The sequence below is a fragment of the Streptomyces sp. NPDC060028 genome (assembly GCF_042736725.1).
Classification (GTDB): Bacteria; Actinomycetota; Actinomycetes; order Streptomycetales; family Streptomycetaceae; genus Streptomyces.
In genome coordinates this window covers 1-18,191 of record NZ_JBHWVJ010000014.1, presented here as the reverse complement: position 1 = coordinate 18,191, position 18,191 = coordinate 1, and the positions used below count along the sequence as shown (strand labels likewise).

Here is an 18,191-nt window from a genome sequence, read left to right as displayed (position 1 = left end):
TCAGCGGGCCTTCTCATTCAGGCAGACGTACGGGTAGCCCGCCGCCTCCGAGGCGGCCGTGTCCCCGTCCCCGCGCCGGACCGCCTCGATCAGCCGGGCGTGGTCCAGATGGGCCTCCGGCCTCAGCTCGCTGCCGACGTCCGTGCGCAGCCAGTCCGCCACCAGGTCGCCGAGGTCCGCGTAGAGCTCGATCAGCACGTCGTTGTGCGAAGCCGCCACCACCGCCATGTGCAGGGCCACGTCCGCCGCGACGAACACCTCCGCGTCCCCGCCCGCCCAGGCCTCCTCGCGCCGCGCCAGCAGCGCGTCCAGCTGTACGAGGTCCCGGTCGGTCCGCCGCTCGGCCGCCAGCCGGGCCGCCGAGGACTCCAGCGTCGAGCGCAGCTCCGCGATGTGCCGCGGGTCGGCCCCGGCGAAGCGCCGGTGCATCACCCCGGCCAGCTCGCTCGTGGCGACGACGTACGTGCCCGACCCCTGCCGGATGTCCAGCAGGCCGTTGTGCGCCAGGGCCCGCACGGCCTCCCGCACGGTGTTGCGGGCGACGCCGAGCAGCTCCACCAGCTCCGGCTCGGTGGGGATCCGGGCGCCGACGGGCCACTCGCCGGAGGTGATCTGGTTCCGCAGCTGGGTGATCACCTGGTCGACGAGGGCGGAGCGCCGTGGCGAGGTCAGCGGCATGGGTTCCTCTCAAGGGCGGCGGGAGCCGACGGGAGCCGGCGGGAGCCGACGGGCACGACGACTGGACAACCAATCATCCCATGATTCTATGATGGGTGAATGTCCGACGAAGAAATCCAGACCCTGAGCCGCCCGGCGGCCGTGCGCAGCAGCGCCGGCCGGCCCCTTCCCGCCCCCGTCCACGTCGCCCCCACGTGGCTCGGCCCGGTGCTCATCGTCGGAATCGTGCTGGCCGCCCTCAACCTGCGGCCCGCCATCACCAGCCTCGGCGCCCTCTTCGAGGAGACCCGCACCGGCCTCGGCATGAGCGGCACCGTCGCCGGACTCATCACCTCCGTACCCGCCCTCTGCTTCGCCGTCTTCGGCATCACCGCACCCCGGCTCTCCCGCCGCTTCGGCCCCGCCGCCGTCGTCTGCGCCGGCATGGCGGCCGTCGCCACCGGACTGCTGATCCGCCCCTTCGCGACCAACGCCGCCGGGTTCCTCGCCGCCAGCGCCTTCTCGCTCGCCGGCATAGCCCTGACCAACGTGCTCCTCCCGGTGATCGTCAAGCGCTGGTTCCCGGACCGCGTCGGCACCATGACCGGCCTGTACTCCATGGCCCTGGCCGCCGGCACCTCGCTGGCCGCCGCCGCCACCGTCCCGATGACCGCCGCCCTCGGAGGCAGTTGGCGCACCGGCCTGCTGATCTGGGCCGTGCTCGCGCTGGCCGCCGTACTGCCCTGGCTGGCCATCGCCACCGCCGCCCGCCGGGAGAAGGCCGCCGCCCCCGCCGCGTCGGTACGCCCCGACGCCGGACCGCGCGTCGTCCGCAGCCGCACCGCATGGGCCCTGGCCTCGTACTTCGGCCTCCAGGCCACCGGCGCCTACGTCACCATGGGCTGGCTCCCGCAGATCTTCCGCGACGCCGGCGTCTCCCCGGGCACCGCCGGAGTCCTGCTCGCCGTCACCATGGTCATGGGGGTCCCGCTCGCCTTCGTCATCCCGGGCCTGGCCGGCCGGATGAGGAACCAGGGCCCCATCGCCGTCGTCCTCGGCTTGTTCGGCCTCGCCGGCTACCTCGGGCTCTACTTCGCCCCCGCCGCAGGCGCCTGGGCCTGGGCCCTGCTGCTCGGCATCTCCAACTGCGCCTTCCCGCTCGTCATCACGATGATCGGACTGCGCGCCAAGTCCCCGGCCGGCGTCGTCAAGCTCTCCGCCTTCGCCCAGAGCACCGGATACCTCATCTCCATCCCCGGACCGCTCGTCATCGGCACCCTCTACCAGCACAGCGGCGGCTGGGACCTGCCCCTCGCCCTGATGGCCGGACTGCTGGTCCCGCAGATCGCCCTCGGCATCCTGGCGGGCCGGGACCGCACGATCGAGGACGAATGCGGCATGCGAGACTGAACGGCATGTCGCCCGTACTCGAACCGAACCCCCAGAACGGCCACAAGAAGCTCGGCCTCGTGCTCGGCGCGATGCTCCTCGTGACCGTGATCATCGCCATCATCGCGACGCTCGCCTCCCCGTGACACCGCGCCCCGGCCGGGGTTGGTAGGGCTACCCCCACCAACCCCTAGGGGGCCAGGCTCAGGGTGAAGTGGGGTGTGCCCCGGATGGGCAGGGCTCCTTCGGATCCATAGATTCGAAGACAGAGAGCCCGTCCCACCCGCACACCCACGGAGGCGGCCATGTCGGCCCCCGCACACACCCCGTCCCGCGCCACGGCCATCGGCGCCGGCGCCCGCCTGCACTGGTGGGGGCTGGCCCTGCCCGCGCTCGCCTTCGGCCTCCTCCTGCTGCTCCTCGCCGGATCCGGCCAGGCCCACGCCGCGTCCGGGACCCCCGCGAGCGAGGGCGGCACCCTGGTCCAGGTCGTCCAACAGGTGCTGCGCGCCGTCCACTGACCCCGCACCACCGCCTACGAGCCCGCGCGCCCGGCCGCGCGCCCGGGCGCGCCCCGCCCCCGGGGCCGGGCACCCCAACACCCTGCGCCCCATGGCTCGTTTCATGCCAAGCTGGGAGCCATGAGCGCCGACACACCCCGCAGGATCGCCCTCCTCCGGCACGCCAAGGCCGACTGGCCCGAGGTGTCCGACCACGACCGTCCGCTGGCGGAGCGAGGCCGCAAGGACGCACCGGCCGTCGGTCTGAAGCTGGCCGAAACCGGCATCGCCTTCGACCTGGCCCTCTGCTCCACCGCCGCCCGCACCCGCGAGACCTGGAAGCTGGCCGTCCAGGAACTGCCGCACCGACCGAAGACCGCGTACGAGGAGCGGCTCTACGAGGCCTCGCCGGGCGAGCTCATCGCGCTGCTGAACGAGACCTCCGACGAGGTCTCCAACCTCCTCGTCATCGGCCACAACCCCGGCATGCACGCCCTCGCCGACGCCCTCGCGGGACGCGCGCAGGGCGACACCCTCGCGCGGATGACCCGTACCGGATTCCCGACCGCCGCGCTCGCCGTGATCTCCTTCACCGGCTCGTGGAAGTCGGTCCAGCACGGGGTGGGCACGCTGCTGGACTTCTGGACGCCCAAGGATCACTGACCGGCCGTACGCACGCGAGGAGGGCCCGGCGCTCGGATGTGCGCCGGGCCCTCCTCGCGTATCGGGGGCCTCAGGCCAGGTCGGCGGCCTCGACCTCTTCCCGGGTGATCCCCAGCAGGTACAGCACCGCGTCCAGGAACGGCACGTTCACCGCGGTGTCCGCGGCCTCGCGGACCACCGGCTTGGCGCAGAACGCCACGCCCAGCCCGGCCGCGTTCAGCATGTCCAGGTCGTTGGCGCCGTCGCCGATGGCCACCGTCTGGGCCAGCGGTACGCCGGCCTCCGCGGCGAAGCGGCGCAGCAGCCGGGCCTTGCCGGCCCGGTCCACGATCTCGCCGACGACCTTGCCGGTCAGCTTGCCGTCCACGATCTCGAGGGTGTTGGCGGAGGCGAAGTCCAGGCCGAGCCGCTCCCGCAGGTCGTCCGTGACCTGCGTGAACCCGCCGGAGACCACACCCACCTGGTAGCCGAGCCGCTTCAGGGTGCGGATCAGGGTCCGGGCGCCGGGAGTGAGCCGGACCTCGGAGCGGACCTTGTCCACGACGGAGGCGTCCAGCCCGGCCAGCAGGGCCACGCGGGCGTGCAGCGACTGCTCGAAGTCCAGCTCGCCCCGCATGGCCCGCGCGGTGACCTCGGCGACCTCGGCCTCGCAGCCGGCGTGCGCGGCGAACAGCTCGATGACCTCGTCCTGGATCAGGGTCGAGTCCACGTCCATGACGACCAGGCGCTGGGCCCGCCGGTGCAGACCTGCCGAGACCACGGCGACATCGACGCCGATCTGCGCGGCGGCGGTGGCCAGAGCGGTGCGCAGCGGCTCGGTCTCGGTGCCGGAGACGGCGAATTCCACCGCCGTCACCGGATACTTCGCCAGGCGGAAGACACGGTCGATGTTGCCGCCGGTCGCGGTGATCCGGGCGGCGATGGCGGCCGTGGACTCGGCGGTGAGCGGGTTGCCGAGCACGGTGACGTGGGAGCGGCCACTGCCGCGCGGCCGGTTGTCACCGGTGCCGGAGAGGATCTCGGCCTGGAGCTTGAGCGACTCTGCCCAGCTGTGGACGGTGGCCCGCAGCTCGCCGTCGGTGTTTCCGGCGGGCTTGGTGACGAGGGCGCACAGGACGATGCGGCCGCGGGTGACGACCTGCTCGATGTCGACGACATCGACGGAGTAGGCGGCGAGGGTGTCGAACAGCCCGGCGGTGATCCCGGGACGGTCCTTGCCGAAGATCTTGACGAGGAGGGTGGGGACGTCGGAGGTCTGCGAAGCGCTCATGGTGATCTCACCGTATCCCCCCGGCCTCCCGGACAGGACCCCCGTCCCACGTCTTGAACGCGCAGGTCGCCCGGCGGCCCGCTCCCGGCCCGCTCCCGGTCCGCGGGCGGGGCCGGCGACGGGGCGAGAAGTCCCGTATCGCACTCTCCGGGTGCCTTTCGACCCCGTCCGGGGGCGGGCGCGGAGGCCGCCGCGCGGCCCCGATTCCACTTGTGGCCCCGGGCCTGAAATAGTTCCCCCGGATGTTCGCCATCCCTAGACTCCCTGACGTCATGGGGGATTCTCGGGGGACTTAAGTGGGGCTGGAGTGCCGGAACTCGTACTGGAATTGAATGGAAGGACCTGGACGCTCGATCCGTCCAGGTCGTACTCGCTGGGGCGTGATCCTCAGGGAGATGTGGTGATCGATGACGCCCGGGTGTCGTGGCGGCACGCCACCATCAGCTGGAACGGCCGGGGTTGGGGCATCGAGGACCACGGCAGCACCAACGGCACCTATGTGCACGGGGCGAGGGTCCAGCAGGCCGAACTCGTACCCGGCACGCCGGTACACCTGGGCAACGCCACCGACGGCCCGCGGCTGAATCCTGTCGCCGCCGCGGCGCCGCAGCCGGCCGTGGCCCAGCAGATGCAGCAGTCACCGGCGGCGGCCTACGCGCAGCCGCAGGCCCCGGCCTACCAGCCTCCGGCCCAGCAGCAGCCCCAGCAGGCCTGGGAACAGCAGCAGCCGCAGCAGCCGCACGTGCCGCATCAGCAGGGCGGCGCCGGCTCCGCCACGCCCCGCCCGGCACAGGGCGCGGCGCCCGCCTACGGCGACCGCAGCCCGACGACGTTCCACCAGCTCGCGCTGGGCCACGTCATGCGGATCGGCCGTGCGCTGGAGAACGAGCTGGTGGTCTCCGACCTCCAGGTCTCCCGCCACCACGCCGAGTTCCGCTCGATGCCGGGCGGCCGCTTCGAGATCCACGACCTCGGCAGCCACAACGGCACCTACGTCAACGGTCAGCCGCTGGCCAAGTCCGGCACGGCGCTGCTCGGCCCGAACGACATCGTCGGCGTCGGCCACTCGACGTTCCGGATCGTCGGCGACCGCCTCGAGGAGTTCGTCGACACCGGCGACGTCTCGTTCTCGGCCCGCCACCTCACGGTCACGGTCGACGGCGGCAAGCAGATCCTCAAGGACGTCACCTTCGGCGTCCCGGAGAAGTCGCTCATCGGCGTCATCGGCCCCTCCGGCTCGGGCAAGTCGACCCTGCTCAAGGCGCTGACCGGCTACCGTCCGGCCAACGAGGGCGACGTCCTCTACGACAACCGCAACCTGTACAAGCAGTTCGCGGAGCTCCGCCAGCGCATCGGCCTGGTCCCGCAGGACGACATCCTGCACAAGGAGCTGAAGGTCAGCACCGCGCTCAAGTACGCGGCCAAGCTCCGCTTCCCCGGCGACACCGCCGAGTCCGAGCGAGCCGCCCGTATCAACGAGGTGCTGCGCGAGCTCAAGCTCGACATCCACAAGGACAAGAAGATCACCTCGCTCTCGGGTGGTCAGCGCAAGCGCGTGTCCGTGGCCCTGGAGCTGCTCACCAAGCCGTCGCTGATCTTCCTGGACGAGCCGACCTCCGGCCTCGACCCGGGCATGGACCGCGACGTCATGCAGCTGCTGCGCGGCCTCGCCGACGACGGCCGCACGGTCCTGGTCGTCACCCACTCGGTCGCCGAGCTGGCCATCTGCGACAAGCTGCTGGTCATGGCCCCGGGCGGTTCGGTCGCGTACTTCGGCCCGCCGGACGAGGCGCTGAACTTCTTCGGCTACACCACGTGGGCCGACGTGTTCTCCGCCTTCGAGAACTACCGCGACTACGACTGGGCCGGCCGCTGGAAGGGCTCGCAGCACTACCAGCTGTACGCCGCCGACATCGACGCGGTCGCCCCGCAGTCGGTCGCGATGCCCTCCCCGCAGCAGATGAACCCGCCGAAGCCGCAGGCCTGGGGTGCGCAGCTGTGGACCCTGATCCGCCGCTACGTCTCGGTCATCGCCTCCGACAAGGGCTTCCTCGGCCTGATGCTGATCCTGCCCGCTGTCCTGGGCGTGGTCTCCACGGTCATCCCCGCGACCTTCGGCCTCGCGCCCCCGACTCCGCCGTCGAACTTCAACGGCGACGCGGGCACGATCATGCTGATCCTCTGCGTCGGCATGTGCTTCTCGGGTGCGGCGAACTCGGTCCGTGAGCTGATCAAGGAACGGGTCATCTACGAGCGTGAGCGCGCGACCGGCCTGTCCCGGTCGGCGTACCTCATGTCGAAGGTGATCGTCCTCGGCGTCATCACGGCCATCCAGGGCGTGGTCATCTGCGGGATCGGCTTCTTCCCGCGCGACCTGCCGGCCGAGGGCCTGCTCATGCCGCCGGCCGTCGAGCTGTGCGTGTCGGTCATCGCGCTGGGCTTCACCTCGATGATGTTCGGCCTGGTGATCTCCTCGCTGGTGAAGACCGCCGAGAAGACCATGCCGCTGCTGGTCATGTTCGCGATCATCCAGGTCGTCTTCACCGGCATCCTCTTCCAGGTCTACGATTCCGTGGGTCTGGAGCAGTTCGCCTGGCTGATGCCGTCCCGCTGGGCCGTCGCCGCCGCGGGCACCACGCTGAACCTCGGCAAGCTCATGCCGCCGTGGGACCGCGACAACCCCACCAACACCGACCCGCTGTGGGACCACTCGATCGGCCAGTGGAGCCTGGACATCATCGTCCTGCTGCTGCTCGGCATCGCCTGCGGCTTCGCGGTCCAGCGGCTGCTGCGCCGCCACGAGCCCGAGGTCATGCGCAAGTAGCACCGCCCGTACGACCCCGCCGTACGCGCAACCCGTACGCGCAGGGCCGTACGCGCAAACGCCTCAGGGCGGCCCCCGGAAGTCCGGGGGCCGCCCTGAGGCGCGTGGGGGGTCTTGAGGGACGCCAGGGCCTAGTAGGCGCTGTTGACGTTGTCCATCGAGCCGTAGCGGTCGGCGGCGTAGTTGCACGCGGCGACGATGTTCGCGACGGGGTCGTACAGGTCGAACTTCGTACCCTTGACGTGGTACGTGGCGAAGGTCGGCGGAATGACCTGGAGCAGGCCCTTCGACGGGATGCCGTTCTGGGCGTTGATGTCCCAGTTGTTGATCGCGCGGGGGTTGCCGCTCGACTCGCGCATGATGTTGCGGTGGATGCCGGAGTAGGTGCCGGGGATGCCCTCGCGCTTCATGATGGAGAGGGCTTCCTTGATCCAGCCGTCAAGGTTGTTCGCGAAGACGGGGGTGCGGGCGGCGGAGCGGCTCGCGGCCTCCTTGTCGGCGCGGGCCTTCTTCGCGGCGGCCTCGGCCTTGGCCTTCGCCGCGTCCTTCGCCTGCTTGTCCGCGACGACCTGCTGCACGGTGAGGTGCTTCTGCACGGCCTTCGCCTGAGCGCCGTCGACGGCCTGGGTCCATGCCACAGGGGCGACGGCGACGGCCTGGGCCTCACCGGCACCGGCCGGGACGAGGGAGAAGGCGAGCGCGGCGGCACCGAGGGTGGCGACACCGGCAACGGACAGCTTGTGTGCCTTCGTCAGACGACTGTGACCGGGAATGCTGGAAGCAGACATGGCGGGGCAACCTCTTCGAATCGCGGGGGCCGCAGGAAAGCGCCGGTTCGGATCCGGGATCCGGCGGCGCTGTGCGACGAGGGCAATTCTTAGCGGTGGCAAAAACGCCTGGCAAAGGTGTGACGTACGAAGCCGCTTAGTGGATCACGGGCTGGCGTCGAGCCCGGATTTCCCGGCCAGACACTAGGCGCAGCAGCGCTGACAGGGCCTTTATCTGTCCACTAGGCAACTTCGTAAGTGATGTGCGTCCTATGCCCGGGCTCACATCGAGCACGTAACAGTCTCACCGTCCGTTGCGGCAGCAATGCAATGCGTGACCGGTTCTCCGCCCGGAGGACCAGCAACTCGCCCCGGCCCTCCTCCTCAAGGCAGAGACCGGCGCCCCGGGACCTAGTGCCCAAGGAGGGCACACATATGCGTCCGCCCTAGGGCCGCAGCCCGATCCCGCAGGTCAGGGCCGCGAGTACGGTGAGCCCCATGCAGCGCAGCAACCCCACCGGACCCCGCAGCGGCCTGGCCGCCGTGAGCACCGCACTGCTCGCCATGAGCCGGCGCCTCGAGGTCCGCGACGTCCTGCGCACGATCGTCGCCTCCGCCCGCGCCCTGCTCGACGCCGAGTACGCCGCCCTGGGCGTCCCGGACGACCACGGCGGCTTCTCCCAGTTCGTCGTGGACGGCATCAGCGAGGAGCAGTGGCGCCGCATCGGCCCGCTGCCCCGCCAGCACGGCATCCTCGCCGCGATGCTCCACCAGGGCGGCCCCGAGCGCCTGGCCGACGTACGCAAGGACCCCCGCTTCGAGGGCTGGCCCGCCGCCCACCCGGAGATGTCCGACTTCCTCGGCCTGCCCGTCCGGGACGGCGAGGAGACCCTCGGGGCCCTCTTCCTCGCGAACAAGAAGACCGCCCCCGGCGAGAGGCCCGGCTTCACCGACGAGGACGAGGAACTCCTCTCCCTCCTCGCCCAGCACGCGGCCATCGCCCTCACCAACGCCCGCCTCTACGAGCGCAGCCGCGAGCTCACCATCGCCGAGGAGCGCTCCCGCCTCGCCCACGAACTGCACGACGCCGTCAGCCAGAAGCTCTTCTCGCTGCGCCTGACCGCCCAGGCCGCCGCCGCCCTCGTCGACCGCGACCCGGCCCGCGCCAAGGACGAGCTCCACCAGGTCGCCCTCCTCGCCGCCGAGGCGGCCGACGAACTGCGGGCCGCCGTCACCGAGCTCCGCCCGGCCGCCCTGGACGAGGACGGCCTGGTCGCCACCCTGCGCAACCAGGTCCGCGTCCTGGACCGCGCGCACACCGCGCACGTCACCTTCACCTGTGACGGCGTACGGGCCCTGCCCGCGACCCAGGAGGAAGCGGTCCTGCGCGTCGCCCAGGAAGCCCTCCACAACGCACTGCGCCACTCCGGCGCCGGCCGCATCGAGGTCACCCTGACCCGCCGGGACGGCGCGGCGGCGGTGCTCACGGTCCGCGACGACGGCTCGGGCTTCTCCCCTTCCACCGTCCGCAGCGCCGGCCGGCACCTCGGCCTGGTCTCCATGCGGGACCGGGCGGCCGGCGTCGGCGGCCGCCTCAGCGTGCACTCGGAGCCCGGCACGGGCACCACGATCGAACTGGAGGTCCCCGGTGGCTGACACGCCCCACCCCGTCCGCGTGCTGCTGGTGGACGACCACCAGGTGGTCCGGCGCGGCCTGCGCACCTTCCTGGAGGTCCAGGAGGACATCGAGGTCGTCGGCGAGGCCCCGGACGGCGACGAGGGCGTCGCCCGCGCCGAGGAGCTGCGGCCCGACGTGATCCTCATGGACATCAAGATGCCCGGCACCGACGGCATCGAGGCCCTGCGCAGGCTCCGAGCCCTGGACAACCCGGCGCGGGTGCTGATCGTCACCAGCTTCACGGAACAGCGGACCGTCGTCCCCGCCCTGCGCGCGGGCGCCGCCGGATACGTCTACAAGGACATCGACCCCGACGCCCTCGCAGCGGCCATCCGCTCCGTCCACGCCGGCCACGTGCTCCTCCAGCCGGAGGTGGCCGTGGCCCTGCTCTCCGAGGACGGCCAGCCCGCCCCGGCGGGCCGCGGCGGCTCCCTGACGGACCGCGAACGGGAGGTCCTGCTGCACATGGCGGACGGGCGTTCCAACCGGGAGATCGCCCGGGCGCTGGTGCTGTCGGAGAAGACGGTCAAGACACACGTCTCGAACATCCTGATGAAGCTGGACGTCGCCGACCGCACACAGGCGGCGCTCTGGGCGGTCAGGCACGGGATCACGGACTGAACCGGTCCGTCCATGCAACAAACTGAGATTCATACGGTCGGGTGTATGTCGCCCACATGGCGTATCCGGTCCGTCGGATGACCGTTCTCCATGACGTGCCGCGGCGGCTGGCCGCGGCAGACGTACTGGAGGACGAGAACGTGAAGAACTTCAAGAAGGCCACCGCCGTCACCGTGCTCGCGGGCGGCCTGCTCGCCGCCGGCGCCGGAATCTCCTCGGCGCACGGCGGTGCGTCGGCGGAGGGCGAGGCACTGAGCTCGCCGGGCGTGGCCTCCGGGAACCTGCTCCAGGCTCCGGTCCACGTCCCCGTGAACGTGGTGGGCAACACGATCAACGTGATCGGCCTGCTGAACGGAGCCTTCGGCAACACCGGCGTGAACGCCTGACGAGCCCGTCCACCCCGGCCCCGCTTCCCCCCACCTCTCCCCGGGAAGCGGGGCCGCGGCATGCCGCGGCAACAGAAGGGGCGCCCGCCCCGGCAACGGGCACCCGGCCCGCACAACGAAGCCTCAGCCCTCGCGCGCCTCAACGGCGGAGTTGTACGCCGCGACCAGCGCCCGCCGCGCCACCCGCTCCACCGGCCGCAAGGCCTCGGCCCGCGCCGCCATCTCGGAGGCGGCCACCGCACCCCCGTGCCCGTTCTCGTACGCCAGCGACACCATCAGGTCCACCCGCTGCGCCAGCGCCAGCACCCGCACCGCCCGCGGCGGATACCCCGGAGCCAGCGCCTCCCGCCCCGCCTCCGCCCGCGCCCGGTACGCCGACAGCGCCGCGTCCGCCACCGGCCCCGACCCCGCCACGTCCAGCCGGGTCAGCGCCGTCGTCGCCTCGCGCAGCGCCTCCGCCAGCTCCCGCTCGGCCTCGCTCAGCGACGGCACGTCCGCCGGGGGTGCCTCCCGTACCGGCAGGCAGTGCCACACCACCGAGACGTGCACGTCACCCGCGGGACCCGCCTCATGGACCTCCGGCACCAGTCCCAGCGCCGCGCCCGCGCAGACCACCGCTTCCTCGGCCTCCAGCGCCCGCGCGTTGAACTCCGGCGGGCCGCTCAGCCCCAGCGGATGCCCCGGCGCGGGCAGGGCGATCCGCAGCCCGGTCACCCCCAGCGCCCGCATCCGCCCCAGCGCGAGCGTGAGCCCCACCGGGCCCGATTCCCCCGGCAGCCCCGCCACCCGGTGCACGGCGTCCTCGCCCACGATCGACAACACGGCCTCGTCGGGCGAGACCAGACCGGCCAGCAGAGCGTTCCCCCAGGCGGCCAGCCGCCCTGAACGTGGTTCGAAAAGCATCCCCCCACTTTACGGATCCGGCCCCGCCCGGGACCCCGCACCCGGCCCCGGCCCCGGACCCCTCCCGCAGTGGCGTAGGTTTTCCCCTGGGGCCGCGCCTACAGGCGCGCACAGAACCGTGACTGCAAGGGGTGACAACACGCTCATGAGCGATGTTCTGGAGCTGGTGGACGTATCCGTGGTCCGCGAGGGCCGGGCTCTGGTGGACCAGGTCTCCTGGTCGGTCAAGGAGGGGGAGCGCTGGGTGATCCTCGGGCCCAACGGTGCCGGGAAGACCACCCTGCTCAACGTCGCCTCGAGCTACCTCTTCCCCACCAAGGGCGCCGCCACCGTCCTCGGCAGCACCCTCGGCAAGGTGGACGTCTTCGAGCTGCGCCCCCGCATCGGCGTCGCCGGCATCGCGATGGCCGACAAGCTCCCGAAGCGGCAGACGGTCCTGCAGACCGTGCTCACCGCGGCCTACGGCATGACGGCCACCTGGCAGGAGGAGTACGAGGACATCGACGAGCAGCGCGCCCGCGCGTTCCTCGACCGCCTCGGCATGACGGACTACCTCGACCGGAAGTTCGGCACCCTCTCCGAGGGCGAGCGCAAGCGCACCCTGATCGCCCGCGCCCTGATGACCGACCCCGAGCTGCTCCTCCTCGACGAGCCCGCCGCGGGCCTGGACCTCGGTGGCCGCGAGGACCTCGTACGCCGTCTCGGCCGCCTCGCCCGCGACCCGCTCGCGCCCTCCATGGTCATGGTCACGCACCACGTCGAGGAGATCGCGCCGGGCTTCACCCACGTCCTGATGATCCGCCAGGGCAAGGTCGTCGCCGCGGGCCCGATCGACCTCGAACTGACCTCCCGCAACCTCTCCCTCTGCTTCGGGCTCCCGCTCGTCGTCGAGCGCAACGAGAACGAGCGATGGACCGCCCAGGGCCTGCCCCTGCGCTAGTGCTGTGACCGGTGCGGTGACCGCCCCGGCCCCGGGCAGCCGGAGCCAGTGCGGCCGCCCGCACCCTGTCCCGACCGTGCCCCACCGACCTACCATGACCATGTGGACATCAACGCGTGGGTGTGGTGGCTCGTCGGCGCGGTCGGACTGGGGATCCCCCTCGTCCTGACCGCGATGCCCGAGTTCGGCATGTTCGCGGTCGGCGCGGTGGCGGCCTCCGTCACGGCCGCCCTCGGCGGGGGAGCGGTCGCCCAGGTCCTGGTCTTCGTGATCGTGTCGGTCGCGCTCATCGCGGTCGTCCGCCCGATCGCCAACCGGCACCGCAACCAGAAGCCCCAACACCGCAGCGGCATCGACGCGTTGAGGGGCAGAAGCGCCCTCGTACTGGAACGGGTCGACGGCAGCGGCGGCCGCATCAAGCTCGCCGGCGAGGTCTGGTCCGCCCGCACCCTCGACTCGGACACCAGTTTCGAACCCGGCCAGTCCGTCGACGTGGTGGAGATCGACGGGGCGACCGCGGTCGTCATGTGAGCAAGCAGCCGACTCGCCGCCCCGGGGTCTGCGAGACTCCGATCAACGGGGCAGCACAGACAGCCGGAAGGGCACGGGGAACCGCATGCAACCGATCATCATCGTCCTGATCATTCTGGTGGTTCTGGTCTTCATCGCACTGGTCAAGACGATCCAGGTGATCCCGCAGGCCAGCGCCGCCATCGTCGAACGATTCGGCCGCTACACCCGCACCCTCAACGCGGGCCTCAACATCGTCGTCCCGTTCATCGACTCGATCCGCAACCGGATCGACCTCCGCGAGCAGGTCGTCCCCTTCCCGCCGCAGCCGGTCATCACCCAGGACAACCTGGTCGTCAACATCGACACCGTCATCTACTACCAGGTGACCGACGCCCGCGCCGCGACGTACGAAGTGGCCAGCTACATCCAGGCCATCGAGCAGCTCACCGTCACCACGTTGCGCAACATCATCGGCGGCATGGACCTGGAGCGGACCCTGACCTCCCGCGAGGAGATCAACGCGGCCCTGCGCGGCGTCCTCGACGAGGCCACCGGCAAGTGGGGCATCCGCGTCAACCGCGTCGAGCTCAAGGCCATCGAGCCGCCGACCTCCATCCAGGACTCGATGGAGAAGCAGATGCGCGCCGACCGCGACAAGCGCGCCGCGATCCTCCAGGCCGAGGGTGTCCGCCAGTCCGAGATCCTGCGCGCCGAGGGTGAGAAGCAGTCCTCCATCCTGCGCGCCGAAGGTGACGCCAAGGCCGCCGCCCTGCGCGCCGAGGGCGAGGCCCAGGCCATTCGTACGGTCTTCGAATCCATCCACGCCGGCGACGCCGACCAGAAGCTCCTCGCCTACCAGTACCTCCAGATGCTCCCGAAGCTCGCCGAAGGCGACGCCAACAAGCTCTGGATCGTGCCCAGCGAGATCGGAGACGCACTCAAGGGCCTCTCCGGCGCCATGGGCAACTTCGGCCCCATGGGCAGTGGTTCGGGCTTCAACCCGCAGAACACCGGCAAGGACGGCGGCACCCCGGGCGACAAGGCGGCCGCGGAGCGCCGCGAACAGCCCCCCATCGACTGAGCGGCCCGTCCCTGCTGCATGATCAGTGAGGCCCCTCGACCTTCATGGCGGGGAGGCGACTCACTCATGCAAAGGGGATGGCCTTGTCCATCTGGGAATCACTCGCGGTCTTCGCCGCGGGCATCGGCGCCGGCACCATCAACACGATCGTCGGCTCCGGCACCCTGATCACCTTCCCGGTGCTGCTGGCCACCGGCCTCCCGCCGGTCACCGCCAACGTCTCCAACACCCTCGGCCTCGTGCCCGGCGCCATCAGCGGAGCCATCGGCTACCGCAAGGAGCTCCGGGGCCAGCGTGCCCGCATCCTGCGCCTCGGCGCCGTCTCCCTCGTCGGCGGACTCACGGGCGCCGTCCTGCTCCTCGCGCTGCCGTCCGACTCCTTCGACACGATCGTGCCCGTCCTGATCGGACTGGCCCTCGTGCTCGTCGTCCTCCAGCCCAGGCTGGCGGCAGCCCTGCGCAAGCGCCAGGACGCCGCGGGAGGCGACACCGGCAACCCCGACGGCGGCCCGGCCCTGCTGTGCGGAATGCTGCTCTCCAGCGCGTACGGAGGCTACTTCGGGGCCGCCCAGGGCGTGCTCTACCTCGGCCTGATGGGCCTGCTGCTCCGCGAGGAACTCCAGCGCATCAACGCCGTCAAGAACGTCATCGCCGCCATGGTGAACGGCATCGCGGCCGTCTTCTTCCTCTTCGTCGCGGAATTCGACTGGACGGCCGTCCTCCTGATCGCCGTCGGCTCCACCATCGGCGGCCAGATCGGTGCCAAGGTGGGCCGCCGCCTCCCGCCGACCGCCATGCGCGCGGTCATCGTGACCGTCGGCGTCCTCGCGATCGTCCAACTGCTGCTCCGCTGAGCGACGTAGCGAAACTACGCCGCCCAGCGCGCGGTCGTACACGGCAGACGGGGCAGGAGGGCTATGCGGAACGCCCCAGCCACTCGGGCAGCACCTCACGCCCACCCGCGCCCATGGCCAGCAGCATGGCGTCCGCCGGAGACGGCACGAAGGGCTTGCGCAGCAGCGGCATCCCCGCCTCCTCCGGAGTCCGCGCCGCTTTGCGGTGGTTGTCCTCGGCACAGGAGGCCACCGTGTTCAGCCAGGTGTCCCCGCCTCCCTGCGCCCGCGGAAGCACATGGTCCACGGTCGTCGCGCGCTTCCCGCAGTACGCGCACCGGTGCTGGTCCCGGACCAACACCCCCCTCCGTGACCAGGGAGCATGTCTTCGGAAGGGCACCCTGACGTACCTGCACAGCCTGATCACCCGCGGCATCGGCAACTCCATGGTGGCCGCGCGCACACGCAGCTCGGGATGCGACTGTTCGACCACGGCCTTGTCCTGCAGCACCAGGACCACGGCCCGGTTCAGCGTCACCGTCGACAGCGGCTCGAAGCTCGCATTCAGCACCAGCGTGTCCCGCATCTCGCCCACCTCCCGTGTGCAGGCCCCGCGACCACCCTGGCGGCACGGCCCGCAACCACTCTGGCCGCGCGCGCCACGCGGGACAACGCAATAAAAATGCCCGGTCCTGGCCGTCTTTAGACCAGGACCGGGCAAACGCTCGGAGAACGGCGAACGCGGTGATCAGCTCGCGGGGGACCCGTACTCACCGATCAGCTGGGCCCGGCCGAGCGCGTGGAAACGCAGATGGAACCCGACGACCGCCGGAGACGAGTCCGCGTCCGGGCCGAGCTGCTCCCGGTCCACCGCGTACACGGTGAACACGTACCGGTGCCGCTCCCCGCGCGGAGGAGCCGCCCCGCCGAAGTCCCTCGTGCCGTAGTCGTTCCGTACGTGCACGGCCCCCTCCGGCAGCCCCTCGAACTCCCCGCTCCCCGCCCCGCCCGGCAGCTCCGTGACCGACACCGGCAGGTCGAAGAGCACCCAGTGCCAAAACCCGCTGCCTGTCGGCGCATCCGGGTCGAAGCACGTCACGGCGAAGCTCTTCGTCCCCTCGGGGAAGCCCTCCCACCGCAGCTGCGGCGAGACGTTCCCACCCGTCAGGGCCTGGGCGTCGCCCAGCTCCCCGCCCGGCGTGAGATCCGCACTGGTCACCGTGAAGGAGTGCACCTCCGGGTGAAAGGCATGCGGAAGGGGCGCCCTGTTCTGCTCGGCCACTGCTGTACCTCCTGATCGGATACGCGTACCGGGCCGAGCCTAGAACCAGTTGCGCTGCGAACCGACGGAGGCGATCCACTGGTTCAGGTATGCCGCCCAGTCGGTCCCCTGGTACGACTGCAGGCCCACCTGGAAGCAGCGGTAGGTGTCGCTGCCCTCGGAGAACAGCCCCGGCTTCTTGTCCATCTCCAGTACGACGTCCATCTCACGGCCGTCCGAGACGAAGGTCAGCTCGACCTGGTTCAGCCCCCGGTACTGCGACGGCGGCAGGAACTCGATCTCCTGGTAGAAGGGCAGCGTCTGCCGCGTCCCGCGGATGTGCCCGCGCTCCATGTCCGCACTGCGGAAGGAGAAGCCCAGCTGCACGAAGGCGTCGAGGATCGCCTGCTGCGCCGGCACCGGGTGCACGTTGATCGCGTCCAGGTCCCCGGCGTCCACCGCGCGAGCGATCTCCAGCTCGGTGCTGACCCCGATGTTCATCCCGTGCAGGTGCCGCCCCCCGAAGTGGGTGATCGGCGTCTCCCACGGGATCTCCAGTCCGAACGGCACCACGTGCAGCGCGCCGGCCTGCACCTGGAAGGCACCGCCGAGACGCTGCTTGGTGAAGACGATGTCCTGCTTGTATTCCTGGTCGCCGCCCTCCACCTCCACCCGCGCCTGCAGGCCCACGGACAGCCCCTCGATCTGCTGCTCCACGGATCCGCCCTGGATCCGGACCTCGCCCTGGACGATTCCGCCCGGCACGACGTTCGGCTCGGTGATGACCGTGTCAACCGAGGCACCGCCGGCGCCCAGGCTTGCGAACAGCTTCTTGAACCCCATGCTCTGACTCCCCTTGAAAGGCTCGTGCGACTACCCCCTACCAACGCGGAACCTTAGGCCCCGGTTGCAGGTGCACGCGCTCCAGTACGCTCGACCGGATGAGCGCGCGCCCCGACCGTACGCCCCTGCCCCGGGCCTTCTTCGACCGGCCGGTCCTCACCGTGGCCCCGGACCTCCTCGGCCGCACCCTGGTCCGCCGTGGCCCGGACGGCCCCATCGAACTGCGCATCACGGAAGTGGAGGCGTACGAGGGAGAGGCCGACCCGGGCTCCCACGCCTACCGCGGCCGCACGGCCCGCAACGCGTCGATGTTCGGTCCGCCCGGACACGCGTACGTCTACTTCATCTACGGCATGTGGTTCAGCCTCAACCTGGTGTGCGGTCCGCCGGACCACGCGAGTGGGGTGCTGCTGCGCGCGGGGGAGATCACGGTGGGCGCGGACCTGGCCCGTAAACGTCGACTTTCAGCCAGAGGGGACCGAGAACTCGCCAAAGGCCCGGCCCGCCTGGCCACGGCCCTGGCCGTGGACCGCTCCCTGGACGGCACCGACCTCTGCGCGGGCCCCGATTCCCCCCTGTCCCTCCTTACGGGCACCGCCACCCCGGCCGACCTGGTGAGCAACGGCCCCCGTACCGGAGTGGCCGGCGCCGGCGCGGGACACCCGTACCGCTACTGGATCACCCACGACCCGACGGTGAGCCCGTACCGCGCCCACGCGCCACGCCGCCGCTCAACTTGACTCGCCCCTGGCGGACGCCTAACGTAGCCCGAGCCGCTTGAACGGGGCACTGCTGTCGGCAGACCCCCAGAGCGGCCAACCCACTACCTACGACTTACCCCTGGCGGGGTCCTATTCGGCATGCCCGAATTCGAATCCGCCGGCCCGATTATGAGCCGCACGGGATAAGCGCTAATGTGGTGGAGCGCCGAAAGGCAAAGGCCCCCAACGGCCACCGAATTCAAATCCAATCCGGAAACGGCGCGGAAATGATCTGGTAGAGTTGGAAACGAAGGAAGCGCCCGGAGGAAAGCCCCAGTCGATGTACTGCGGGTGAGTACAA

20 protein-coding genes are annotated in these 18,191 nt (G+C 71.0%); 13 read left to right on the top strand and 7 right to left on the bottom strand.

The annotated features are described in order from the left end of the window. Positions 1–678 carry a FadR/GntR family transcriptional regulator gene (locus tag ACFWBF_RS10020; protein WP_385598010.1) on the bottom strand — a complete coding sequence of 226 codons (678 nt, stop codon included), beginning with the start codon at positions 676–678 and terminating at the stop codon, positions 1–3. 99 nt (positions 679–777) lie between these two features. Between ACFWBF_RS10020 and ACFWBF_RS10015 the strand changes: the two genes are divergently transcribed. The 4 genes from ACFWBF_RS10015 to ACFWBF_RS10000 all read left to right on the top strand — a co-directional run bounded on the left by ACFWBF_RS10015 (position 778) and on the right by ACFWBF_RS10000 (position 3,209). Next, positions 778–2,067 carry a CynX/NimT family MFS transporter gene (locus tag ACFWBF_RS10015; RefSeq protein WP_385598007.1) on the top strand — a complete coding sequence of 430 codons (1,290 nt, stop codon included), beginning with the start codon at positions 778–780 and terminating at the stop codon, positions 2,065–2,067. A 5-nt stretch (positions 2,068–2,072) separates the two neighbouring features. After that, the gene (locus ACFWBF_RS10010) at positions 2,073–2,192 is read left to right on the top strand and encodes an SGM_5486 family transporter-associated protein (protein WP_385236225.1); all 120 of its coding nucleotides are present in this window, start codon (positions 2,073–2,075) and stop codon (positions 2,190–2,192) included. A gap of 159 nt (positions 2,193–2,351) precedes the next feature. Further along, positions 2,352–2,567 (top strand): hypothetical protein, encoded by a 216-nt coding sequence (locus tag ACFWBF_RS10005; protein ID WP_385598004.1) that lies wholly within the window; start codon positions 2,352–2,354, stop codon positions 2,565–2,567. Between the two features lie 120 nt (positions 2,568–2,687). After that, entirely contained in the window at positions 2,688–3,209 is a 522-nt protein-coding gene (locus ACFWBF_RS10000) for a SixA phosphatase family protein (RefSeq protein WP_385598001.1), read from the top strand. Positions 3,210–3,279: 70 nt separating this feature from the next. Here ACFWBF_RS10000 and serB read toward each other — a convergent pair whose 3' ends face one another. Further along, complete coding sequence (gene serB / locus ACFWBF_RS09995; protein WP_385597998.1) at positions 3,280–4,479, bottom strand: phosphoserine phosphatase SerB; 1,200 nt, start codon at positions 4,477–4,479, stop codon at positions 3,280–3,282. 328 nt (positions 4,480–4,807) lie between these two features. On the opposite strand from serB, the gene ACFWBF_RS09990 reads away from it, so the two are divergent. Beyond that, on the top strand, positions 4,808–7,303 hold the full coding sequence (locus ACFWBF_RS09990; protein ID WP_385598263.1) for an FHA domain-containing protein: 2,496 nt from the start codon (positions 4,808–4,810) through the stop codon (positions 7,301–7,303). A 131-nt stretch (positions 7,304–7,434) separates the two neighbouring features. Here the strand turns inward: ACFWBF_RS09990 and ACFWBF_RS09985 are convergent, their stop codons facing one another. Continuing rightward, positions 7,435–8,091: a transglycosylase SLT domain-containing protein gene (locus tag ACFWBF_RS09985; RefSeq protein ID WP_385597995.1), complete on the bottom strand. Its 657-nt coding sequence runs from the start codon at positions 8,089–8,091 to the stop codon at positions 7,435–7,437. Positions 8,092–8,568: 477 nt separating this feature from the next. On the opposite strand from ACFWBF_RS09985, the gene ACFWBF_RS09980 reads away from it, so the two are divergent. The 3 genes from ACFWBF_RS09980 (at position 8,569) to ACFWBF_RS09970 (ending at position 10,755) form a co-directional block, all read left to right on the top strand. Beyond that, positions 8,569–9,726: a GAF domain-containing sensor histidine kinase gene (locus ACFWBF_RS09980; RefSeq protein WP_385597992.1), complete on the top strand. Its 1,158-nt coding sequence runs from the start codon at positions 8,569–8,571 to the stop codon at positions 9,724–9,726. After that, positions 9,719–10,369, top strand: a complete 651-nt coding sequence (locus tag ACFWBF_RS09975) for a response regulator (protein WP_385597988.1) — start codon at positions 9,719–9,721, stop codon at positions 10,367–10,369. Before ACFWBF_RS09980 ends, ACFWBF_RS09975 begins: the two co-directional genes overlap by 8 nt. A 140-nt stretch (positions 10,370–10,509) precedes the next feature. Next, on the top strand, positions 10,510–10,755 hold the full coding sequence (locus ACFWBF_RS09970; protein WP_385598261.1) for a chaplin: 246 nt from the start codon (positions 10,510–10,512) through the stop codon (positions 10,753–10,755). A gap of 123 nt (positions 10,756–10,878) precedes the next feature. Here the strand turns inward: ACFWBF_RS09970 and ACFWBF_RS09965 are convergent, their stop codons facing one another. After that, positions 10,879–11,658 carry a hypothetical protein gene (locus ACFWBF_RS09965; RefSeq protein ID WP_385597984.1) on the bottom strand — a complete coding sequence of 260 codons (780 nt, stop codon included), beginning with the start codon at positions 11,656–11,658 and terminating at the stop codon, positions 10,879–10,881. A gap of 145 nt (positions 11,659–11,803) precedes the next feature. On the opposite strand from ACFWBF_RS09965, the gene ACFWBF_RS09960 reads away from it, so the two are divergent. The 4 genes from ACFWBF_RS09960 (at position 11,804) to ACFWBF_RS09945 (ending at position 15,046) form a co-directional block, all read left to right on the top strand. After that, a complete protein-coding gene (locus tag ACFWBF_RS09960) occupies positions 11,804–12,598 on the top strand; it encodes an ABC transporter ATP-binding protein (RefSeq protein WP_385597981.1) in 795 nt (264 codons plus the stop codon). A gap of 102 nt (positions 12,599–12,700) precedes the next feature. Further along, positions 12,701–13,129, top strand: coding sequence for an NfeD family protein (locus ACFWBF_RS09955; protein WP_385597978.1), 429 nt, complete (start codon positions 12,701–12,703; stop codon positions 13,127–13,129). An 85-nt stretch (positions 13,130–13,214) separates the two neighbouring features. Continuing rightward, complete coding sequence (locus tag ACFWBF_RS09950) at positions 13,215–14,192, top strand: SPFH domain-containing protein (protein ID WP_385597975.1); 978 nt, start codon at positions 13,215–13,217, stop codon at positions 14,190–14,192. Between the two features lie 83 nt (positions 14,193–14,275). Next, positions 14,276–15,046, top strand: coding sequence for a sulfite exporter TauE/SafE family protein (locus ACFWBF_RS09945; protein WP_385597972.1), 771 nt, complete (start codon positions 14,276–14,278; stop codon positions 15,044–15,046). 61 nt (positions 15,047–15,107) lie between these two features. Here the strand turns inward: ACFWBF_RS09945 and ACFWBF_RS09940 are convergent, their stop codons facing one another. The 3 genes from ACFWBF_RS09940 to ACFWBF_RS09930 form a co-directional block, all read right to left on the bottom strand. Continuing rightward, positions 15,108–15,611, bottom strand: a complete 504-nt coding sequence (locus tag ACFWBF_RS09940; RefSeq protein WP_385236186.1) for an HNH endonuclease — start codon at positions 15,609–15,611, stop codon at positions 15,108–15,110. Between the two features lie 162 nt (positions 15,612–15,773). Continuing rightward, positions 15,774–16,307 carry a YbhB/YbcL family Raf kinase inhibitor-like protein gene (locus ACFWBF_RS09935; RefSeq protein ID WP_385597969.1) on the bottom strand — a complete coding sequence of 178 codons (534 nt, stop codon included), beginning with the start codon at positions 16,305–16,307 and terminating at the stop codon, positions 15,774–15,776. Between the two features lie 39 nt (positions 16,308–16,346). Further along, positions 16,347–17,129: a sporulation protein gene (locus ACFWBF_RS09930; RefSeq protein ID WP_385597966.1), complete on the bottom strand. Its 783-nt coding sequence runs from the start codon at positions 17,127–17,129 to the stop codon at positions 16,347–16,349. 98 nt (positions 17,130–17,227) lie between these two features. Between ACFWBF_RS09930 and ACFWBF_RS09925 the strand changes: the two genes are divergently transcribed. Beyond that, positions 17,228–17,869 (top strand): DNA-3-methyladenine glycosylase, encoded by a 642-nt coding sequence (locus ACFWBF_RS09925; RefSeq protein ID WP_385597963.1) that lies wholly within the window; start codon positions 17,228–17,230, stop codon positions 17,867–17,869. The last annotated feature ends 322 nt before the right edge of the window (positions 17,870–18,191 follow it).